15 protein-coding genes are annotated in these 21403 nt (G+C 71.3%); 7 read left to right on the top strand and 8 right to left on the bottom strand.

The window, feature by feature from the left end; genetic code table 11:
- Nucleotides 1–26: 26 nt before the first annotated feature.
- On the bottom strand, nucleotides 27–776 hold the full coding sequence (locus AC067Z_RS04530) for an HNH endonuclease family protein (RefSeq protein ID WP_478787938.1): 750 nt from the start codon (nucleotides 774–776) through the stop codon (nucleotides 27–29).
- A 21-nt stretch (nucleotides 777–797) separates the two neighbouring features.
- Nucleotides 798–1664 carry an SCO6745 family protein gene (locus AC067Z_RS04525; protein ID WP_478787937.1) on the bottom strand — a complete coding sequence of 289 codons (867 nt, stop codon included), beginning with the start codon at nucleotides 1662–1664 and terminating at the stop codon, nucleotides 798–800.
- An 86-nt stretch (nucleotides 1665–1750) separates the two neighbouring features.
- Here AC067Z_RS04525 and AC067Z_RS04520 point away from each other — a divergent pair, with 86 nt between their 5' ends.
- Nucleotides 1751–2314: a TetR/AcrR family transcriptional regulator gene (locus AC067Z_RS04520; RefSeq protein ID WP_478787936.1), complete on the top strand. Its 564-nt coding sequence runs from the start codon at nucleotides 1751–1753 to the stop codon at nucleotides 2312–2314.
- An 88-nt stretch (nucleotides 2315–2402) separates the two neighbouring features.
- Here AC067Z_RS04520 and mfd read toward each other — a convergent pair whose 3' ends face one another.
- The 3 genes from mfd to AC067Z_RS04505 form a co-directional block, all read right to left on the bottom strand.
- Entirely contained in the window at nucleotides 2403–5933 is a 3531-nt protein-coding gene (gene mfd, locus AC067Z_RS04515) for a transcription-repair coupling factor (RefSeq protein WP_478787935.1), read from the bottom strand.
- 235 nt (nucleotides 5934–6168) lie between these two features.
- On the bottom strand, nucleotides 6169–8745 hold the full coding sequence (locus AC067Z_RS04510) for an ABC transporter permease (protein ID WP_478787934.1): 2577 nt from the start codon (nucleotides 8743–8745) through the stop codon (nucleotides 6169–6171).
- The gene (locus tag AC067Z_RS04505) at nucleotides 8742–9530 is read right to left on the bottom strand and encodes an ABC transporter ATP-binding protein (protein ID WP_478787933.1); all 789 of its coding nucleotides are present in this window, start codon (nucleotides 9528–9530) and stop codon (nucleotides 8742–8744) included. The genes AC067Z_RS04510 and AC067Z_RS04505 overlap by 4 nt, the downstream gene beginning before the upstream one ends.
- 352 nt (nucleotides 9531–9882) lie before the next feature.
- Here AC067Z_RS04505 and AC067Z_RS04500 point away from each other — a divergent pair, with 352 nt between their 5' ends.
- The 3 genes from AC067Z_RS04500 to AC067Z_RS04490 all read left to right on the top strand — a co-directional run bounded on the left by AC067Z_RS04500 (nucleotide 9883) and on the right by AC067Z_RS04490 (nucleotide 13926).
- On the top strand, nucleotides 9883–11424 hold the full coding sequence (locus AC067Z_RS04500) for an MFS transporter (RefSeq protein ID WP_478787932.1): 1542 nt from the start codon (nucleotides 9883–9885) through the stop codon (nucleotides 11422–11424).
- 280 nt (nucleotides 11425–11704) lie between these two features.
- The gene (locus AC067Z_RS04495; RefSeq protein WP_478787931.1) at nucleotides 11705–12313 is read left to right on the top strand and encodes a DUF485 domain-containing protein; all 609 of its coding nucleotides are present in this window, start codon (nucleotides 11705–11707) and stop codon (nucleotides 12311–12313) included.
- Nucleotides 12310–13926 carry a sodium/solute symporter gene (locus AC067Z_RS04490; protein ID WP_478787930.1) on the top strand — a complete coding sequence of 539 codons (1617 nt, stop codon included), beginning with the start codon at nucleotides 12310–12312 and terminating at the stop codon, nucleotides 13924–13926. The genes AC067Z_RS04495 and AC067Z_RS04490 overlap by 4 nt, the downstream gene beginning before the upstream one ends.
- Before the next feature lie 82 nt (nucleotides 13927–14008).
- Here AC067Z_RS04490 and AC067Z_RS04485 read toward each other — a convergent pair whose 3' ends face one another.
- Together AC067Z_RS04485 and AC067Z_RS04480 are read right to left on the bottom strand one after the other, a co-directional pair.
- Complete coding sequence (locus tag AC067Z_RS04485; protein WP_478787929.1) at nucleotides 14009–16795, bottom strand: SUKH-4 family immunity protein; 2787 nt, start codon at nucleotides 16793–16795, stop codon at nucleotides 14009–14011.
- A gap of 7 nt (nucleotides 16796–16802) precedes the next feature.
- Entirely contained in the window at nucleotides 16803–17816 is a 1014-nt protein-coding gene (locus tag AC067Z_RS04480; protein WP_478787928.1) for an SMI1/KNR4 family protein, read from the bottom strand.
- A gap of 219 nt (nucleotides 17817–18035) precedes the next feature.
- Here AC067Z_RS04480 and AC067Z_RS04475 point away from each other — a divergent pair, with 219 nt between their 5' ends.
- Together AC067Z_RS04475 and AC067Z_RS04470 are read left to right on the top strand one after the other, a co-directional pair.
- Nucleotides 18036–18539 (top strand): YwqJ-related putative deaminase, encoded by a 504-nt coding sequence (locus AC067Z_RS04475; RefSeq protein WP_478787927.1) that lies wholly within the window; start codon nucleotides 18036–18038, stop codon nucleotides 18537–18539.
- 11 nt (nucleotides 18540–18550) lie between these two features.
- Nucleotides 18551–19042, top strand: a complete 492-nt coding sequence (locus AC067Z_RS04470) for an SUKH-3 domain-containing protein (RefSeq protein ID WP_478787926.1) — start codon at nucleotides 18551–18553, stop codon at nucleotides 19040–19042.
- A 14-nt stretch (nucleotides 19043–19056) separates the two neighbouring features.
- Here AC067Z_RS04470 and AC067Z_RS04465 read toward each other — a convergent pair whose 3' ends face one another.
- On the bottom strand, nucleotides 19057–20370 hold the full coding sequence (locus AC067Z_RS04465) for a sensor histidine kinase (protein ID WP_478787925.1): 1314 nt from the start codon (nucleotides 20368–20370) through the stop codon (nucleotides 19057–19059).
- 155 nt (nucleotides 20371–20525) lie between these two features.
- On the opposite strand from AC067Z_RS04465, the gene AC067Z_RS04460 reads away from it, so the two are divergent.
- Nucleotides 20526–21398 carry a hypothetical protein gene (locus tag AC067Z_RS04460; protein ID WP_478787924.1) on the top strand — a complete coding sequence of 291 codons (873 nt, stop codon included), beginning with the start codon at nucleotides 20526–20528 and terminating at the stop codon, nucleotides 21396–21398.
- Nucleotides 21399–21403: the final 5 nt, after the last annotated feature.

The raw sequence follows: 21403 nt of genomic DNA, 5'->3' as shown, positions 1-21403 counted from the left end.
GACGCGTGTCACCGGGCGTGCCGCGCTCAACCGCCGCACTGGGCGAGCATGACCTGCTTGTCGGCGGCCGTCACCGCGAGTTCGTACTCCGCCGCGACCTGCGCGAACCGCACCGCGTAGGAGCAACGGACGGACTTGTTCGGCGGGAGCCAGGAGGCCGGACCCGAGTCGGACTTGGCGCTGTTGGCGCGGCCCTCGACCGGCAGCAGATTCAGCGGGTCGTTCGCCAGTTGCCTGCGCTTGCTCGCGGGCCAGCGCGCCGCGCCCATCTGCCAGCTGTAGGACAGCGGCACGACATGGTCTATCTGCACCTCGGCGGCCCGCTGCTTGCGCCACTCGATGGTCCGGCCGGTGTACGGGTCGTCGAGCGTCAGCTCCACGACGACGCAGTCGGAGCCGGCGCGGTACGCCAACGCCTTCCCGTCACGGGCCAGCACGTCGTTCCGCGTGTCGCACCCGTTCCTCGCCAGGGGCACCCCGTCGGCCGTATCCATCCACGCGTAGCCGAACTCGTCCCTGTCGTACCCCGTTCGGGGCCCGCGCCCCTTCGTCGTGAGGTCGCCGATCAGGCGGCGGGCGTCGGCCCGCTCGGCGTCGGTGGTGAGCGCGGCAAGACCCGGCCCGGTGCCGTCGGGGTTGTCGAAGGGGCTCGTACCGCCGGGTGAGCCGGGTGCGGGCTCGGCGTCGCCGCCGAGCCCGGTGCCCTCGCAGCCCACGAGAACCGTTACGGCGAGCAGTGCCGCCGCCCCTCCCCTGGCCACCCCGTGTCTGTTCACGCCCGTAACGTACTGGGCGGGTCACGTCCTGCCGATACCCAGGGTGTTTTCGGCGGGCAGCAGACCGGTTCCGAGCACGGCGACCCAGAAGTCCCCGAGCAGGCCGGACAGTCGGGCCGTGTCCTGCGCGCCGAGGGCGGTCCAGGGCGCGGCCGCGGATGTGTCCGTACGCCGCTCGATCTCCGTGCGCAGTTCACGTCCGGCCTCGGTGGCGGTGCCGTCCGCGTCCAGCAGACCACGCTTCAGCAGCCGTTCAGCGGCGGCGTCCCATTCGGCGCCGCTCCAGCCGCGACTCGCGAAGACCTCGGCCGGGGCCGCGCCGATCCCGGCGAAGGACACGAGCGATTCGACCGGGTCGAGACCGGCCGTCAGCAGGGCCGCGAGATGGCCGTCGCCCCGGTGCTCGCGCAGGATCGTGGCGGCCTGCCAGAGCGCGAGGTGCGGCTCGTCCGGCCAGGGAAGGGCGGCGTTGGCGGCGGCGAGCGGACGGCCCGCGGGATCGGCGGCCTCGGCGGCCCGCCGGGCGAGGGCTGCGGCCTCGGCCAGCTCGGGCGACCCGACGGCGTCCCCGAGAATCCCGCGGTACGTGCTGTCGACGGCGCGCAGCCGGGCGGCGAGCACCGCCGAGGGCGGGGCGATGCGCCAGGCGTCCGGCACGTAGCGCTCCACCATGCGGGGGCTGAAGCTGTAGAACGCCGAGGAGACCTGCGCCGCCCCCACGTCACCCAGCGGCGCCGCACGCCACGCGAAGTAGCTGGGCCAGCGCTCGTCCGTGCGGTGGCCGAGGGCTGCGGCCTCGTCGAAGGCCTGGGGTGCGTAGTAGAGGACGGCGTGCAGGGGTTCGAGCAGGTGCCACATCTGCCGTACGCGTCCGAGGTCGTCGGTCATGGTCCGCCTCCCGATATCTAGTCACTGACCAGATTGCGCGCCGATCCGGAACTTGTCAATGACTAGATTCTGCGTACCCTGGCTCCATGAGCAGTGAGCGCACGTACCACCACGGCGATCTGCGCCGCGCCGTCCTGACCGCCGCCCTCGAAGCGATCGCCACCGACGGCCCGTCCGGCCTCAGCCTGCGCGACCTCGCCCGCCGCGCGGGCGTCTCCCACGCGGCCCCGGCGCACCACTTCAAGGATCGGGCCGGGCTGCTGACGGCCATCGCGGCGGAGGGGTACGAACTGCTGGCCCACGCCCTGTCGACGGCCCCGGACCTACGCGAACGCGGCGTGGCCTACGTCCGCTTCGCCATCGGGCACCCGGCCCACTTCCAGGTCATGTTCCAGCCCGAGCTCCACCGCCCCGACGCCCCGGAGCTGCTTGCGGCCAAGGCCCGCGCGAACACGGAGCTCCGCGCGGGCGTCCTGGACCGGCGGCCGGACGGGGACCCGGACCTGATGGCGACTGCCGCCTGGTCGGTGGCCCACGGATTCGCGACACTGCTGCTCAGCCACAACCTGGACCGGGTGGTGGGCGACCGCGACCCGCAGGACGTGTTCCGTTCACTGGCACAGGCGATGCCCGGCCCCGCGCAGTCCTGAGCCACGGCGGGCCCGCGCGCAGTCCTGAGCCACGCCCGGCCCCGCGCCCTGAGCCACGGCCGGCCGCACCCCGACCGCGGCCCCGTCGCTACGAACCCAGGATCGTCGTCAGGAACTCCCCCGTCCACGCGAGCAGTTCCCGTCCCACCACCGGCTTGCCGCCGATCTTGCCCGTCGTCGGGCGCGGCACCAGGATCTGGTGGACCGCCGGCTTGATGACCGTGCGCGGGTACAGGCGCTTGAGCCGCAGTTCCTGCGACTCGCGCAACTCCACCGGCGCGAAGCGGATGTTGGGCCCCTGGAGCACGATCTCGCCCACCCCGCAGGCGCGCGCCAGCATGCGCAGACCGGCGACGAGCAGCAGGTTCTCCACCGGCTCCGGGAGCTTGCCGTAGCGGTCGGTCAGCTCCTCACGGACCGCCTTGACGTCCGCCTCCGTGTTGGCGGAGGCGATGGCGCGGTACGCCTGGAGCCGTAGCCGCTCGCCGGGCGCGTAGTCGTGCGGGACGTGCGCGTCGACCGGGAGCTCGATCTTGACCTCGAGCGGGGGCTCCTCCTCCACACCGCCGTCGACTGCCGCGCGGTAGTCGGCGACCGCCTCGCCCACCATGCGGATGTACAGATCGAAGCCGACGCCCGCGATATGACCCGACTGCTCGCCACCGAGCAGATTGCCCGCGCCGCGGATCTCCAGGTCCTTCATCGCGACGTACATGCCCGCGCCCATCTCCGTGTGCTGGGCGATCGTCGCGAGGCGTTCGTGCGCCGTCTCCGTCAGCGGCTTCTCCGGCGGGTAGAGGAAGTACGCGTATCCCCGCTCCCGCCCTCGTCCGACACGTCCGCGCAGCTGGTGCAGCTGCGAGAGACCAAAGTTGTCGCCTCGCTCGACGATGAGCGTGTTGGCGTTGGAGATGTCGATGCCGGACTCGACGATCGTCGTCGAGACGAGCACGTCGAACCTCTTCTCCCAGAAGTCCACCACGACCTGCTCCAGCGCCGACTCGGGCATCTGGCCGTGGGCGGTCGCGATGCGGGCTTCGGGCACGATGTCGCGCAGCCGCGCCGCCGCCCGGTCGATCGACTCGACGCGGTTGTGGATGTAGAAGACCTGGCCCTCACGCAGCAGTTCACGGCGAATGGCCGCGCCGAGCTGCTTCTCCTCGTAGGGGCCGACGAAGGTGAGCACGGGGTGGCGCTCCTCCGGCGGCGTCGTGATCGTCGACATCTCGCGGATGCCCGTCACGGCCATCTCCAGCGTGCGGGGGATGGGCGTGGCCGACATGGTCAGCACGTCCACGTTGGCGCGCAGCTTCTTCAGCTGCTCCTTGTGCTCGACACCGAACCGCTGCTCCTCGTCGACGATGACCAGGCCCAGATCCTTGAACTTGGTCTCGGAGGAGAAGAGGCGGTGGGTGCCGATGACGATGTCGACCGAGCCGTCCCGCAGTCCCTCCAGCGTCGCCTTCGCCTCGGTGTCCGACTGGAAGCGGCTCAGTGCCCGGGTCACGACGGGGAACTGCGAGTACCGCTCGGAGAACGTACCGAAGTGCTGCTGGACGAGGAGCGTGGTGGGCACCAGGACCGCGACCTGCTTGCCGTCCTGCACCGCCTTGAAGGCCGCGCGGACCGCGATCTCCGTCTTGCCGTAGCCGACGTCGCCGCAGATCAGCCGGTCCATCGGGACCGTCTTCTCCATGTCCTCCTTGACCTCGGCGATCGTGGACAGCTGGTCGGGCGTCTCGACGTACGCGAACGCGTCCTCCAGCTCGCGCTGCCACGGGGTGTCCGGCCCGAAGGCGTGACCCGGGGCCGCCATCCGGGCCGAGTACAGCTTGATCAGGTCCGCGGCGATCTCCTTGACCGCCTTCTTCGCCCGCGCCTTCGTCTTCGTCCAGTCCGCGCCGCCGAGCCGGTGCAACGTCGGCGCCTCGCCGCCCACGTACTTGGTGACCTGCTCCAGCTGGTCGGTGGGGATGTAGAGCCGGTCGCCGGGCTGGCCGCGCTTGGCGGGGGCGTACTCCACGAGCAGGTACTCGCGGGTCGCGCCCTGCACCGTACGCTGCACCATCTCGATGTAGCGCCCCACGCCGTGCTGTTCGTGGACGATGTAGTCGCCGACCTCCAGGGTCAGCGGGTCGATGGTCTTGCGGCGCCGGGTCGGCATCCGCTGACCGTCCTTGCCGGCCGCCTTCTGGCCGGACAGGTCGGTCTCGGTGAGCACGGCCACCTTCAGCGCCGGGTCGACGAAGCCGAAGTCGATGGAGCCGCAGGCGACATGGACGACGGACGGTGAGATGTCGGTGAGGTCCGCTTCCAGCCGGGCGGCGATGCCCTCGCCGCCGAGCACCTCGACCGTGCGGGAGGCGGGGCCGTGCGCCTCGGTGACGTAGACGGTGCGCCAGCCGTCGGCCAGCCAGCCCTTGGTGTCGGCGAGTGCACGGGCGGTGTCGCCGCGGTACGTCTCCGGGGCGTGCATGCCCAGCTTGAGCGTGTCCTCGTCCAACTCCGCGTCGGCGGCGAACGGTGAGACGGACCACCACATCATGCCGAGCTCGCGCGCCCGGTCCCGTACGTCCGCGATCCCCCACAGCGAGGCCGCACCGACGTCGATGGGGGCCTCTCCCCCGCCCGCCGTCGCCGCCCAGGACGCCTGCAGGAACTCCTGACTCGTGGCGACGAGGTCGGCGGCCCGGGTCCGTACCCGCTCCGGGTCGCAGACCACGGCCATGGCGCCCTGCGGCAGCACGTCCAGCAGCAGTTCCATGTCGTCGACGAGCACCGGGGCGAGGGACTCCATGCCCTCGACGGCGATACCCTCGGCGATCCTGCCGAGCAGTTCGCCCAGCTCCGGGTGCGCCTCGGCGAGCGCCGCCGCCCGCTGCCGCACGTCCTCGGTCAGCAGCAGCTCACGGCACGGAGGCGCCCACAGACCGTGCTCGGCGACCTCCAGGGAGCGCTGGTCGGCGACCTTGAAATAACGGATCTCCTCGACGTCGTCGCCCCAGAACTCCACCCGCAGGGGGTGCTCCTCGGTCGGCGGGAAGACATCCAGGATGCCGCCGCGCACCGCGAACTCACCACGCTTCTCGACCAGTTCGACCCGCGAGTACGCGGCGGCGGCCAGGCCGTCCACGATCTCGTTCAGATCGGCCTGCTGCCCCGTGCGCAGCGCCACCGGCTCCAGGTCCCCGAGGCCCTTGACCTGCGGTTGCAGTACGGAGCGCACGGGCGCGACGACGACGCGCACGGGACCGGCGGCCGGGTCGTCGGCCGAGGGGTGCGCGAGACGGCGCAGCACGGCGATCCGGCGGCCCACGGTGTCGGAGCGGGGCGAGAGACGCTCGTGCGGCAGCGTCTCCCAGGAGGGGTACTCGACGACGCCCTCACCGGGCAGGAGCGAGCGCAGCGCCGCGGCCAGGTCCTCGGCCTCCCGGCCGGTGGCGGTGACGGCCAGCACGGTGCGGTCCGTCTCACGGGCGAGCGCGGCCACGGCGAACGGCCGCGCGGCGGCCGGACCCACCAGGTCGACATGCATGCGGTGGCCGTCCCCGGCCGCCTTGACCGCTTCGGCGAGCGCCGGGTCACGTACGACGGCATCGAGCAGACCGTGCAGGCTCATGAAGGGATTTCCGTCCGGGAGAAAGCGAGGATGGGCAACGCGATAAGCCCGACACGTGGTACGGGCCGGGGGTCTCCAGACTACGGCGTCGGTCCGACACTCGCGCGAGGGATCGGGCCCGCCCCCGCCACCGGCTGCGGACGCACGCCACGGCCCCCGGGCGTCCGTCGTGGACACCCGGGGGCCGTGGCGCAACCGGTGGGACCGGACCCCCGTACCGGGCCCGCCGGTGGGGCTACTCGGTGGCGATCGCGTTCAGGACGTTCATGCGGCCCGCACGGAACGCCGGGACCAGTGCCGCGAACAGCCCCACGAACGCCGACGCCACGAAGACCGTGATGATCGTCGGCCACGGGATCTCCAGGACCCCCAGGCCCTCCAGGGCGAGCAGCTTCTGCGCCGAGGTGCCCCAGCCCATGCCCAGCCCCAGGCCGAGCAGGGCGCCGAAGAGCGCGATGACCACCGACTCCAGGCGGATCATGCGGCGCAGCTGGCGGCGCGAGAGGCCGATCGCCCGCATCAGGCCGATCTCCCTGGTCCGCTCGACGACCGACAGGGCGAGGGTGTTCACCACGCCGAGCACCGCGACGATGATCGCGAGCGCGAGCAGGCCGTAGACGATGTTCAGCAGCTGACCGATCTGGTCCTTCAGGTCCTGCTTGAAGTCGGTCTGGTTCTGCACCTTGTACTGCGGGTACTCGGCCAGCGACTTCTTGAGGGCGGCGTACGCCTCCTTCTCCTTGCCGTCCTGCGCCGTCGCGAACATGATCATGTTCTCGGGCATCCTGTCGGCGGGGATGTACCGCGCGACGGTCGTGATGTTGACGTACATCGCGCCCTTGTCGACGTTCGTGTCGTCCGAGGTGATCGCGGCGACCTTCAGGTCCGCGGTCCGCCCGTTCCTGAACGCCACCTCGATCGTGTCGCCGACCTTCACGCCGCGGCGCTGCGCGTAGTCGCTGCCGACCGACATCGCGTCCATCCCGTACGCCGCCGACAGCTCACCCGCGGTCGTCTCCCGGCGCAGGTCCTGTGCGTACGTCGGGTCGGCGGCGGCGAGCGACTCGTCCTCCGTGGTGCCGTCGGGGGCGGTGATCTTCGCGTCCACGGACTTGTACTCGGTGATGTGCGCGATCCCCGGCGCCTTCTCCAGCGCCTCCTGCGCCTTGGGCACGATCGCCCTGCCGTCGTTGGAGGTGGACTGGACGATGAAGTCCGCGCCGACCGACTTGTCGAGCTCCTCCGTCGCCGAGGCGACCATCGAGGACCCCACCACCGACAGACAGGCCACCAGTGCGAGACCGATCATCAGCGCGGCGCCGGTCGCTCCCGTACGGCGCGGGTTGCGCAGCGCGTTGCGCTCCGCCATCCGCCCGACCGGGCCGAACATCCGCAGCACGAGAGCGCTGATCACACGGACCACGACACCCGCCAGCAGCGGGCCGATGACGATGAAGCCGATCAGGGAGAGCACCACGCCGAGACCGAGGAACAGCGATCCCTCACTCGCCTTGTCGGCCTGGGTGGCGACGAACAGCGCGGCCGCGCCGCCGCCCGTGAGGACGAGGCCGATGGTGCCGCGGATCCAGCCTGCCCTGCCGTCGGCCGGCGTTCCGGAGTCGCGCAGCGCGGCCATCGGGGAGACCTTGCCGGCCCGGCGGGCCGGGATGTACGCGGCGACAACGGTGACGATGATGCCGAGCGTCAGACCGACCGTGGGGGTCGTCCACTTCACGGTCAGATCACTGGTGGACAGGTTCATGCCCACCGCGGACATCATCTTCATCAGGCCGACGGCAAGGCCCACGCCCGCCCCCACGCCTGCGATCGACCCGACGACGCCGAGCAGCACCGCCTCGACGAGCACGGAACGGTTCACCTGCCGGCGGCTGGAGCCGATGGCCCGCATCAGACCGATCTCGCGGGTGCGCTGTGCCACGAGCATCGAGAAGGTGTTGACGATCAGGAAGATGCCGACGAGGAGCGCGATTCCGGCGAAGCCGAGCATCGCGTACTTCATGACGTTCAGGAACGAGCCGACCTCCTCGCGGCCCGCGTCCGCCGCTTCCTTCGCGGTCTGCAGCTTGTACGGGGTGTCCAGCGCCGCGGCCACGTCCTTCTTGAGCTGCTCGTCGGTGACGCCCGGCTCGGCGGTGACCATGACCTGGGTGAACAGGCCCTCCTTGCCGAGGAGTTCCCGCTGCGCGGTGGCCGTGTCGAAGAAGACGACGGCCGCACCGGGGTTGGTGACCTTGAAGGAGGCGATACCGGAGATCTTCGCGGTGGTGTCGCCCGTCACCGCGATGGTGCGCAGTTCGTCGCCGAGCTTCAGGTGGTGCTTGTCGGCGGTGTCGGCGTCGACCATCACGTCGGTGGGGCCGCGCGGCGCACGGCCGGAGGTGATCGCCATCGACTTGAGGTCGTTCTCGGTCCAGTTGGCGGCGATCGTCGGGGCGCCGGTCGTGGAACCCATGTTCTTGTTCTCGGAGTTGACGACGGTCACGCTCAGGCTGGAGACCGCGCCCTCCGCGGACTCGACTCCCTCGACCGACCGGACCCGCTCGACGAGCGCGGCGGGCAGCGATTCGGGCTTGCCGGTGGCCGGGTTGTCGTCGTCACCGGCGCCCTTGGGGCTGACGGTGACATCGGACGCGGTCGTGGCGAAGAGCTTGTCGAAGGTGGTGTTCATGGTGTCGGTGAACACCAGCGTCCCCGACACGAAGGCCACGGACAGCAGGACCGCCACCGCCGAAAGCGCCATCCTGCCCTTGTGGGCGAGGAAGTTGCGCAGGGAGGTCTTGAGCACGGTCATGACGTGCGCCCCCGGGCGTCGAAGTCCTTCATGCGGTCGAGGACGGCGTCCGCGGTCGGGCGGAACATCTCGTCGACGATGCGCCCGTCGGCGAGGTAGAGCACCCGGTCCGCGTAGGAGGCGGCGACCGGGTCGTGCGTGACCATGACGATGGTCTGGCCCAGCTCGTCGACCGACTGCCGCAGGAAGCCGAGGACTTCGGCGCCGGCCCGGGAGTCGAGGTTTCCGGTGGGCTCGTCACCGAAGATGATCTCGGGCCGTGCGGCGAGGGCGCGGGCGACCGCGACGCGCTGCTGCTGACCGCCGGAGAGCTGGGTGGGCCGGTGCTTGAGCCGGTCGGACAGCCCCACGGTCTCGACGACCCTGTTGAGCCACGCCGCGTCGGGCTTGCGGCCGGCGATGTCCATGGGAAGCGTGATGTTCTCCAGCGCGTTCAGCGTCGGCAGCAGGTTGAACGCCTGGAAGATGAAGCCGATCCGGTCGCGGCGCAGTTGGGTGAGCTTCTTGTCCTTGAGCCCGGTGATCTCGGTGTCGTCGAGGAAGATCTGGCCGGAGGTGACGGTGTCGAGACCGGCGAGGCAGTGCATCAGTGTCGACTTGCCGGAGCCGGACGGCCCCATGATCGCGGTGAACTGCCCGCGCGCGATGTCCACGTCCACGTGGTCGAGTGCGACGACACGGGTCTCCCCGGCGCCGTAAGCCTTGACGACCTGCCGTCCCCGTGCGGCGACGGCCGTGCGCCCTCCGGTTTCCCCGTGTGCGGGGGTGGTTACAGCCGTTGTCACGGTAGGTCTCCTAGCTCTGGGAAATCAGCGAATGATGTCGCCGCGGATACGTGTCGAGTCTTGCGGCGCGGACGTTCCGGCGCGCTGGTGCGCGGCGCAGTCTTGATGCGGGGGTTTTCCCCACCCCCGCCCCGGTCGCGGCCGTAAGACCAAGTTAAGGAACGCCCTCGGCCCTTCACGTCGTCCGTCGGGACGAACGCCCCCTGACCGGAAGTAAGGAGGAGTCCCTAGGGGTTCTCCACCCATGGGTGGAGGCGCCGTCGGTCGAGCGTGCACCCTCCCGCTGCGTCAGGTGCAAGTGAGAAGGTGTCCCCCGGAGATAGATGCAAGGGGAAAGGACTTGGGGGAATCCGTGGGAAGCACCGGTCGCACAGAACGCACGCCCGGCCCCGTCACACCTGCCACGCCTCCTGCCGCGCCCCGGCGCGGGCCGGTCGTCGCCGCACTCATGCTCGGGATGGCACTCGCGGCACTCGACGGGACCGTCGTCTCCACCGCCGTCCCGCAGATCGTCGGCGACCTCGGCGGCTTCACCGTCTTCTCCTGGCTGTTCTCCGGTTATCTGCTCGCCGTCACGGTCACCCTCCCCGTCTACGGCAAGCTCTCCGACACCTTCGGGCGCAAGCCCGTCCTCATCGTGGGCATCGTGCTGTTCCTCGTCGGCTCGCTGCTGTGCGCGGCGGCATGGAGCATGGCCTCGCTCATCGCCTTCCGCGTCGTGCAGGGGCTGGGCGGCGGTGCGCTGCAGGGCACGGTGCAGACGATCGCCGCCGACCTCTACCCGCTCAAGGAACGGCCCCGGATCCAGGCGAGGCTGTCCACGGTGTGGGCGACCTCCGCGGTGGCCGGCCCGGCGATCGGCGGGCTGCTCGCCGCGTACGCCGACTGGCGCTGGATCTTCCTGATCAACCTGCCCGTCGGCGCGGTCGCCCTCTGGCTCGTCGCCCGGCATTTCGTCGAACCGTCGCGCACGCGGGCAGCCGCCCGTCCCCGCATCGACTGGGCGGGCGCCCTGCTCGTGTTCGCCGCCGCCACCCTACTGCTGACCGCGCTGGTGCAGGGCGGCATCGCCTGGCCCTGGCTCTCGGCGCCGTCGCTCGCCCTGCTCGGCGGCACCGCCGTCCTCGTCGCCGTCACCGTCGTCGTCGAACGCCGCGCCGCGGAGCCGATCATCCCCGGCTGGGTATGGCGCCGCCGCACCATCGCCGCGGTCAATCTCGCACTGGGCGCGCTGGGTCTGCTGATGGTGGCGCCGACGGTCTTCCTGCCCACCTACGCGCAGTCGGTCCTCGGCCTCGGCCCGATCGCCGCGGGCTTCGTCCTGTCGGTGATGACCCTGAGCTGGCCGGTCAGCGCCGCCCTGTCCAACCATGTCTACACACGCATCGGCTTCCGGCGGACCGCGATCATCGGCATCGGCCTGGCCATGCTGATCCTGCTGGCCTTCCCCTTGCTCCCCTATCCGGGCGAGCCCTGGCAGCCCGCGCTGATCATGCTGCTGCTCGGCGGCGCGCTGGGCCTGTTCCAGCTCCCGCTGATCGTCGGCGTCCAGTCGACCGTCGGCTGGTCGGAGCGCGGCACCACGACCGCGTCGGTGCTCTTCTGCCGCCAGGTCGGCCAGTCGGTGGGCGCGGCCCTGTTCGGCGCGATCGCCAACGCCGTGCTCGTCGCCCGGCTGGGCGGCGGCGACCTCGACTCGGTCTCCCGCGCCCTGGAGCACCCCACGTCGGAAGCGGCCACCGACACGCTCCGCCGGGCGGTGGCCGCGGCGGTCGACCACGTCTACGTGGGCGCGGCCGTGGCGGCAGGCCTCGCTCTGCTGGTCCTGATCTTCGTGGCGCCGCGCCGCTTCCCGGTCATCGCCGAGCCGGCGCCGGACGACCGCTCCGGCTGACACCGGACCCGGCCCCGGGGCCGGGCGCCCGCAGCGTCCGCCGGTACTCGTCGGCGGATTGGGAACAGCCCGCCGGTGTGGCGTGAGACGCCCTCCGGCCTGCGCAAAGCCCGCTGACCGGTGTTACCGCGGGTTCCGTCGCCGCGCACACAGAATCGTCACCGAACCGACATACCGAGCGGTCGGAAACCCCCTTACGCCAGGGCTGTACCGCTGAGTAACGTACGCGGACCACCAGCGCCACCCGCCCGTTCCCCCGGGGCGGCAAGGAGCAAGAACCATGTCGTACCACCAGCCCTTCCCGGGCCCACCTCCCGTCCCCCAGCAGCGGAACGCCGGGCGGCACCGTCAGGAGCCGGCCCAGCAGTCCTGGGAGGCGAGCGGACCGCCCTCCAGGGACTTCCCGCAACGGGCCTGGGAATCCGAACCGCAGGCGTGGAACTCCGCAGCGCAGACGGCCGCCCGGTCGTGGGAGGAGCCGCAGCCCTGGGACGCTCCACAGCCCGAACCGCCCACCGCCGCCGACGACCGCGCCGAACTGAACAGGCTCAGCTCGGCCTACCGACGCCTGCGCCGCGTCGCCACCTTCACCGCGCTCGGCTACTTCGTCCTCTTCCTCCTCCTCTCCGGCTACGCCCCCGGGATGATGACCAGCACCGTGTCCGGCGGACTCACCACCGGTCTCGTGCTGGGCCTTCTCCAGCTGCCCGTGGCACTGGCCGCGATCCTCGTCTACGAGCGGATCGCCCGCAGGCGAGTCGACCCCCTCGCCGCCGCGATCCGCGAACGCGCCGAGGAGGCGGCCGCGGCCGCCGAGTCCCGGCAGGAACGGCCGGGCCGTCCCGGGCTCGGCGGATGGCAGCAGTCCGCGGGAGGTACGCGCGCATGACCGGCTTCAGCTCCGAGGCGCAGACCATGTCGCTGGTCGCGTTCATCGCCGTCATCACCGTCACGCTGCTGCTGTGCGTGATGACCGGTCCCGACCGCGACGACCTGGGCGAGTTCTACACCGGCTACCGCTCGCTGTCCCCCGTGCAGAGTGGCCTGGCCCTCGCCGGTGACTACATCTCCGCCGGCACCGTGCTCGGCACCATCGGCATCATCGCGCTCGTCGGCTACGACGGGATCACCCTCGCCCTGAGCACCGTCCTGTCACTGGTGCTGATGATGTTCCTGCTCGCCGAACCGCTGCGGAACGCGGGCCGGTTCACCATGGGCGACGTCTTCACCCGCCGCATGCCCGGCCCCGTCGTGCGCATCACCGTGGCCGCGGTCACCCTGGTCGCGCTGCTGCCTCTGGTGGTCTTCCAGCTCGCGGGCGCGGGCGATCTGCTCTCCGTCGTCCTCGGCTTCGACGCCGACGGCTTCAAGACCGGGTCGATCGTGTTCCTCGGCCTGCTGATGATCGCCTACGCGGCGATCGGCGGCATGAAGGGCACGGCGTTCATCCAGATCGTCAAGACCGTCGTCCTGCTCGGCGCCGCCACCGCGATCGCCGCGCTCGTCCTCAACCGCTTCGACTTCAGCCTGCCGTCGCTGCTGGACGCCGCCAAGCGCGGCAGCGGGGCCGGGGACGCGTACCTCGCCTCCGGGCTGCAGTTCCAGGGCAACGAACTCGACATGATCAGCACCCAGTTGACGGTCGTGCTGGGCGCGGCCGTCCTCCCGCAGATCACGATGCGCATGTTCACCTCGCGCAGCGCGACAGCGGTGCGGCGCTCGATGTCCTGGGCCGTGTCGACCGTCGTCGTGACGTGCCTGCTGCTCGCCGTGATCGGCTTCGGCGCGGCGGCGATCGTCGGACGCCAGGGCCTCGTCGCCGGCGACCCGCAGGGCAAGACCGCGTTCCTCATGGTCAGCCAGGCCGTCATGGGCAACGAGCAGACGACCTTCGAGACGCTGATCTTCACTGCCGTCGCCACCGCGATCTTCCTGACGCTGCTGGCGTCGGTCGCCGGCATCACCCTCGCCTGCGCCAACACCCTGGCGCACGACCTCGTCCAGCACGGGCTGCGCAAGGCGGAACTGAAGCACTCCACGGAGATGGCCATCGCCCGCGGTGCGGCAGGATGCGTCGGTCTCCTCGCGATCGCGATCGCGGCCGGTGCACGGCACCTGAACCTGCAGGCGCTGCTCACCCTCTCGTTCTGCATCGGCGCGTCCGCGGTCGCCCCCGCGCTCGTCTACACCCTCTTCTGGCGCCGGTTCTCCCGTACGGGACTGCTCTGCACGCTCATCGTGGGCAGCGTCTCGGCGTTCGTCCTGATGACGGGCAGCAACCTGGTGTCCGGATCGCCCCAGGCGATCTTCCCGGGCGAGGACTTCAACTGGTTCCCGTTCACCACCTCGGGCATCATCTCCGCCCCGCTGGGCTTCCTCGCGGGATGGCTCGGCACAGTCCTGTCCGAACGGGACGCAGCCGGCCAGCGGCAGCGCTACGAAGCGGTGGAACCGGCCATCCTCGCCGGCACACCGGCGGCGAGCGGCACCGCCGCGTCCTGAACCCGCACAGCGCGAACACAGGGGCGCCCGGCCTGCGATGCAGGCCGGGCGCCCTTTCGGTCGATCAGAGGTCAGGAGCCGCTCAGAGCAGCCCGTCCCACATCTGCTCCAGCAGCACGGACCACCAGCTCTCCGGCGACGACAGGGCAGCCGGGTCCAGAGCCGCCAGCTGCGCCTGGAAGTCCAGCGTCCAGCGCCCCGCCTGCTCCGGCGTCAGCCCGAAGCGCAGCCGCCACATACGGCCCAGCAGCGCCATGCAGCGCACGAACTCGGGCAGGCCCGTGTTCACGAACTGCGGGGCCACCGGCTGACCGCCCGGCCCGGCCTCCACCGGCACCGCCACGATGTGCGCCGTGCCGTACTGGACACAGATCGCGCGGCCGAAGTCACTGCCGAGCACCAGATACGAACCCGCGTCGGAAGCGGGCTGCACCTGCCGCTGGGCGGCCAGTTCGGCGAGCGTGGGCACCACCGGCTGCGCAGGCTGAGCCCAGAAGAACGGGTTGAAGTCCCCCGGCAGACCCGCCCACACCAGTGTCGCCGCCACGATCTCCGGCACACCCTGACGCGAAACGGCCCGCTGGTCGAACCTGCAGATGCCCTGCGGACCGAACGCACCCGCCAGCTCCTGCGCCACACCCTCCGGCGGGACCGGTGGCGCCGGAGGCACCTGCGGCAGCGGCGCCCGCACCGGCGCCGGCCGTGCGGGCCCGTCCGCGACCTGATGCAACTCACCCTGATGGGCGAGCAGTTGCCGCATGCCCTGCTGGCGCGACGCATGATCCTTGCCGTACGGCGCGATCGACGTGATCCGCGCCTGCGGCCACGTCTCGCGGATCATCCGCGCGCAGTACGCGCCCGGCAGCTCGCACGACTCCAGCTCGGTGTGCAGCTCCAGCACCTGCTGCGGCGGCACGTTCATCGCACGCAGCTCGTGCAGGATCTGCCACTCCGGATGCGGGGTGCCGGGCGCCGAACGGCGGATCAGCTGGGCCTCGGAACCGTCGGGTGCGCGGTAACGCAGCACCGCCTGGTAGCCGGGGCCGACCGTCGGCACGCCGGACGGCTGCTGCGGATAGCCGTACGCGGGCGGCTGACCCGGCTGACCGGCCTGCGGTGCATGCGGCACGGGACCGGGAGCGCCGGGCGGACCGGGCGGCTGCGGCGCGCCCGGACCCATCTGCGCGGGCCCGGCGAGCATGGTCGCCGCGTGATGCACCCCACCGCCCGGAGGCGGCGTCGCACCGGGAGGCGGCGGCGTGGAGCCGGGCGGACGCGGGGCACCGGGGGGACCGGGCGGCTGCGGGGCCCCCGGACCCATCTGGCTCGGATCCGCCAGCATCGTCGCCGCATGATGCACCCCGCCACCCGGAGGCGGCGTCGAACCCGGCGCAGCAGGAGGCCCCGGAGGCGGCGGCGTCGAACCCGACGGACGCGGCGCCCCCGGCACACCGGGGGGACCGGGCGGCTGCGGCGCGCCCGGACCCATCTGGCTCGGATCCGCCAGCATCGTCGCCGCATGATGCACCCCACCACCCGGAGGCGGCGTCGAACCCGGCGCAGCAGGAGGCCCCGGAGGCGGCGGCGTCGAACCCGGCGCAGCAGGAGACTGCGGGCCCTCCGGGCCCGTCTGGGGCACGAGCTGCGTGGGCAGATAGCCGCCCGCTGGCGCGCCGGGAGCACCCGGACCCGACGGCGGCGGCGTGGCACCGGGGCGCGCGCCCGGAGTACCCGGGGCACCCGGCGGCGGCGGAGGCGTGGCACCGCCCGAACCTCCGCGCGCACTGCGCGGCGGCAGGACCGCCTTGCTCGTCGCCGCGTCCGCGATGTCGGCCGCGCCGGGGGCATGCGCCCCCGTCGAGGGCGAAGCGGCAGCCGGGGACGGGGAGACGGGCTCCTGCGGAGCCTGCCCGGCCTGCGGCCCCAGCGCCGGAGCGATCGCCGTACGCGGCAGCTGACTGCCGCCCGACATCAGCGCCGTCGGCGCGTCCGCGCCCACCGGCGGCGGGGTGCGGTCGGCATCCGGCCGGATCGGCGGCGCGAACACCGTCGCCGGCAGCGGCACGGACGCATCGTCCCCACCGCCCGCACTCGTGTCCGTCCACCCCGTTCCGCCGGCCGGATTCGCGGGCACACCGTCCGACGCCGTCGGCTCATGGTCCTCGCCGCCCGCACCGGGCCACACCGAACCGCTCTGCGAGGCGTCCTCGCCGGACGGCGACACACCGGCCTCCGGCCACGGCGAAGCCGTCGCGCCGCCGGGCGACGAACTCCCCGTCGCCTGCGAGGCATTGCTGCCGATCGAACCCGAAGCATCCGGGTCGCCGTCCGTGGCGGACCACTGCGCCCCTGCGAACGGCGCACCGGATCCGGCGCCAACACCGCTGCCCGCACCATCGGATGACGGTTCGTCGGCAGTCGACGTGGGCGCCGGAGCCCCCACGGCCGGCCCGTCTCCGGAAGGCGCCCCGGACGCCCCCGCCCGGCGGTCCGGAATACCGAGCCTGTCCGCCGCCTCCTGCAACCACTCCGGAGGACTGAGCAGGAACGACGTCTGATTCAGATCGATACGCTGCGGCGGCTCCGCCGCGGATGCCGCCGCGGCGGGCTGCACCCCGTACTCCTCCTCGTACCGACGGATGACCTCACCCACCGGCAGCCCCGGCCACAGTGTCGCCTCGCCGCTGTCCCTGGCGATCACGAGCCGCTGCTGCCCGCCGTCCGAACGGACCCCGCCCTCGCGGTCCTCCGCCCACACCACGAAACCCAGCTCGAACTCCCGCACCCGCACCTCACGGTGCTGATACGCGGGCACATCGCCGTTCACCCACTCCTCGGCGCGCTCCTGCGCCTGTGCAAACGTCACCATCGGACCATCACCCCTCGCCCGGAACCGGCACGGCCCGCGCGAAGCCGCCGTCCACCATCAGATTCGCCACGGTCTCCAGCTCCGGCGGATTGCCCGCAAGCCGCTGCAAGAACGCGTCGAAGTCCTCGCCGCAGGGCAGCAACAGCCGTTCCACCCGCTCCTGCACGCTCCACCCGTCCTGGTCACGGGCATCGTCGTACGCGCAGAACCACACCGACCCGGTGTCCGCGCCCTTCACCTTCACCGCGAGGATCCCGCCCTGGACGAACGCAACGCCCAGGTAGTCCTTCGTCAGATGGTCCCGCAAACACTTGTTGACATACACCAGGTCATTCACCGCGGCCTCGTCCCGCACCGTGAAGAACGGCTGGTCCACGAGCAGACCCAGCTCGGCGTCCAGCGCCGCACCCACCGGTGCACAACCGCCCGCCGCCTTCAGGAAGGAACGGTAGGCACCCGGCAGCCGGTAGCCCAGGTCCTCCTCCACACCCAGCAGTTGCTGCTCGGTCACCGACACCGCGTTCTTCGGCAGCCCGAAGTGCGCGGGCCGCGTCTCCTGCAGCGGACGCGTCCCCCGCTTGCCCTGGTCCACCGGGGCCGTCACCAGACCGCCGTGATGGCGCAGCAACGCCTTCACCTCGACCGGTACGAGCTCCAGCCGGCGAGTCCCCGGGACGTGGTGCCAGGTCCAACCGTGCGGTGTGGCGACCGAGGGAACCGTGTCCCACAGCTCATGCCCCTCCGCGTGCAGCGCGGCATTCGCCGACACGAAGTCGGTGAGCCGCAACTCGTCCACACCGAAACCCTCCGGCGGCTCGGCGATCTCCGCGGCCGCCCGCGCATATGGCGAGAAGACCGGGAAGCCGCTGTCGTCAACCCGCACCCCCTGCGGATGCCGCGAAGCCCGGACGGGATCCGGGAAGTGCACGAGCTGCCCGGCGTAGGCCGCATTCGGTGGCGCGGTACGCGCGCCGGCCCCGGGGCCCATTGCTGCCCCCAGGCCCTGCCGACCTGTCGTCATGGCGATTTGCCCCCTGTGGCGTCTGGCTGGTTCAGCACAGCCTAAGCGGTACGGCAAGAGGGACGGCCGACGCTCCACCTCCGTAACGAACAGTCACTTTCGAGTGACCCAGAGCCCCCGGGGCGACACGTTTCAGCTACCCAGCTTCCACACCACCCGCCCCATTTGGCAGGCTGTCCCCGCATACTCGGGGGAGTGCACGGAGGGGACCCAAGCACCATGCACACAGCGCAACCAAGCACATCGGGCGATCCACGCCTCAGCTGGAGCAGCGACGCCGCGCGCGCTCCCGGACTGCACCACCGGCGCGACGGCATCCTGCCCGCCGTGGCCGCCGCGCTCTTCGTACGCGGCGAGACCCTCACCAGCACCGCGGGCAAAGGCGACCAGCCGCCCGCCCTCCATCCGCTCGTACAAGATTTCCTCGACACCCTCACCAGCGGACAGCGCGAACGCTTCACCGGCCGCTGCCCCGAAGCCATCCTGCTGTCGCGGCACCTGAGCGCCTCCGAGACCCAGCGCTCCAAACGAGCCCAGCGCAAAGCGCTCACCCACAGCGAGGCCCGGCGCGCCCTCAAACACGCAAAGCTCACCGCACGGCGCATCCGCGAGGACGGCGACCCGCTGCACGGCAGCTACGCGCCGCCCTGCAGGTCCTGCACGGCGATGCTCGACCACTTCGGCGTACGCCCCGTCGACCCGACCGCACCCGAGAACGGCTGACACCCACACCGATGCCCGACCACCTCAGCACGACCCGGTTCCCCGTCGCCGTCGACGCGGCCCTGCGCGAAGCCGGCTGGCAGCCCGGCCGGTGGGACATCAAACAGGCCGAGCACTGGGCCGACACCCTGCGGCAACACGCCTCACCCGCCGGACACCGGCACAACGTCTTCCCCGCAGTCGTCGAGGCATGGGCCGAATTCGGCGGGCTCACCGTCACCGCGCCGGGCCCCGGCCGCCAGCACGCCCCCGCTCCCCTGCACTTCGACCCGCTCGCCGGACTCCACCTCGCCCGCACCTTCGCCGACCTCGGCCGCGCACTCGACACCGTGATCTCGCCCCTGGGCATGGAAGGCGACCAGCAGGCCGTGCTCGCCATGGACACGGAAGGCCGGGTCTACAGCGTCGACCACACCGGCGACTGGTACCTCGGGCCCGACATCGACCAGGCGCTCGGCACCCTCGTGGCCGGCATCCAGCCCGCCCGGCTCACCACCGAGTAGCAGGCAACGCCCCCTCAGGCCGCCCCGGCCCGGTCCGGCAGCACCGCGGAGACGCGGAAACCCCCCACATCCGTCGGCCCGGACACGAACACCCCGCCCAGAGCCGTCACCCGCTCCCGCATCCCCACCAGACCGTTGCCCCCACTGGGCAGACCCGGCGCCGTACCCGCGGCCTCCGGGGCCCCGTTCTCCACCTGCATCGCAACCTCCGCGTCGCGATGCGCGAGCCGCACCATCACCTTCGCGCCCGCCGCATGCTTGTGCACATTGGTCAGCGCCTCCTGAACCACCCGGTACGCCGTCTGCTCGACCTCCGGCGCATAGCCGCGAGCATCCCCCTGCACCGCGAACTCCACGACCATCCCCGTCTGCCGGGACTGGCCCACCAGCACCTCGATGTCCGCCAGACACGGCCCGTCCTCGGCCGCCGCCGCGGCAGCCGCAGCGGCCGCAGCTCCCACCGCCGCCAGCGGCACGGGTTTCGTCACGGGCGACCGCTGCTCGCCCTCGCCCGTACGCAGCACCCCGAGCATCTCCCGCAGCTCGGTGAGCGCCTGCCGGCCCATGTCCCCCACCAGCGCGGCATTCTTCACCGCCTTCTGCGGATCCTTCAGCGCCACCGCCTGCAACGCCGCCGCATGCACCACCATCAGGCTCACCCGGTGCGCCACCACGTCGTGCATCTCCCGCGCGATCCGCGTCCGCTCCTCCGTACGCGCCCACTGCGCCCGCTGCTCCGCCCGGTCGGCCAGCAGCGACAACTCCTGCTCAAGACTGTCCGCACGCTCCCGCAGGCTCTCCATCAGCCGCCTTCGCGCCCCTATGTAGAGGCCGAACAGCACCGGCGGAGCGTTCAGCCCCAGCGAGATGAACACCGCCATCAACGGCACGTACCAGGCCCCGAAGTCCCCGCCCTCGACGTCCTGCCGCACCCGGACGAACGTCACGATGAACGTCGCCACCAGCGACATGCCCGCCAGCGTCGCCGTGATCCGCCGCGGCACCTCCGACGCGGCCAGCGTGTAGAGGCCGACGACGGCCATCAGATAACCCATCTCGGCCGGCGTCGTCGCGATCGACACCAGCACCACCGCGATCGGCCACCGCCGCCGCAACACCAGCACGGACCCGACAGCCAGCCCGAACAGCACCCCGAACGGCACCGGCAACGCGGCGAGCTCCGCGAAACCGACGCCCTCCAGCGCGCACTCCAAGGCGGAGGCGACGCCCAGCCCCACATCCAGTACGGCGCTACGCCGCCGTTCCCACCAGAACCACGCGCGAGCGGTCGAACCCGCGGCGTCCCGATCTACCCCCGTAGTGGTCATGTCTTCCAGACTACGGGCGGGCGCGAGTCGTTTTCCCGTAAGGGCGGGGGCACGGATCGTGCGCGCTTTCTTGCGGAATGCGCCAGAAACACTCGAACTGGTGAGCCGATCAGAGTTTCGACCCGGGCGTCCGCATTCCGGACGACGATTGCCGCATGACACGCACAGCCGACAAGTACGCCGACTTCGAAGGCCTCCGCGCGCAGGCTGTGTCCCTGCGCCGCGAGGGCCTCAGCCTCCGCCAGATCCGCGACCGCCTCCACATCGACAACAACGACATCCTCAACCGCCTCGTGCAGGGCGAACCGCCCCCCGAGTGGACGAAGCGCCCGAACGCCAAGGACGACCTGCGGGCGAAGGCACGCGATCTCCGCCTCCAGGGCATGACGTACGACCAGATCCAGGTGGAGCTGGGCTGCTCGAAGAGCTCGATCTCACTGTGGGTGCGGGATCTCCCGAAGCCGGAGCGCAAGCGCTCCCGCGAGGAGGCTGCCGCGATCGCACGTCGGGGCTGGGAGGTGAGACTTCAGCAGCGGGCCGAGGAGCGCCGACGTGACAAGGAGACAGCGGCAAGCGAGATCGGGGCGATGACCGACCGTGAGCTCTTCCTGCTCGGAGTGGGCCTCTACTGGGCAGAGGGAACCAAAGCCAAACCGCACCGGAACCAGGAACGGATCACGTTCGTCAATAGCGATCCTCACATGATCGCAGTCTTTCTCGCATGGCTTCGACTGCTGGATGTACCGAATGACCTCCTGCGACCGTACGTCCACATTCACGAGACCGCAGATGTCCGTGGCGCGGAGAAGTTCTGGGCAGACTTCACCGGGCTCCATCCTTCGACGTTCGGCAAGACGACGATCAAGCGCCACAACCCCAAGACCAACCGCAAAGGCAACACCGCGGGCTATCACGGCTGTCTCGTGATCCAAGTTCGACAGAGCGCCGAGCTCTACCGTCGCGTCGAGGGCTGGTGGTACGGCATAGTAGGGGCTGCCCTCGGTACCGATGCAGAGAATCGGACATAGAGGGC

The organism is Streptomyces sp. NPDC043812 (assembly GCF_056436245.1).
This window is presented reverse-complemented; position numbering and strand designations above follow the sequence as displayed.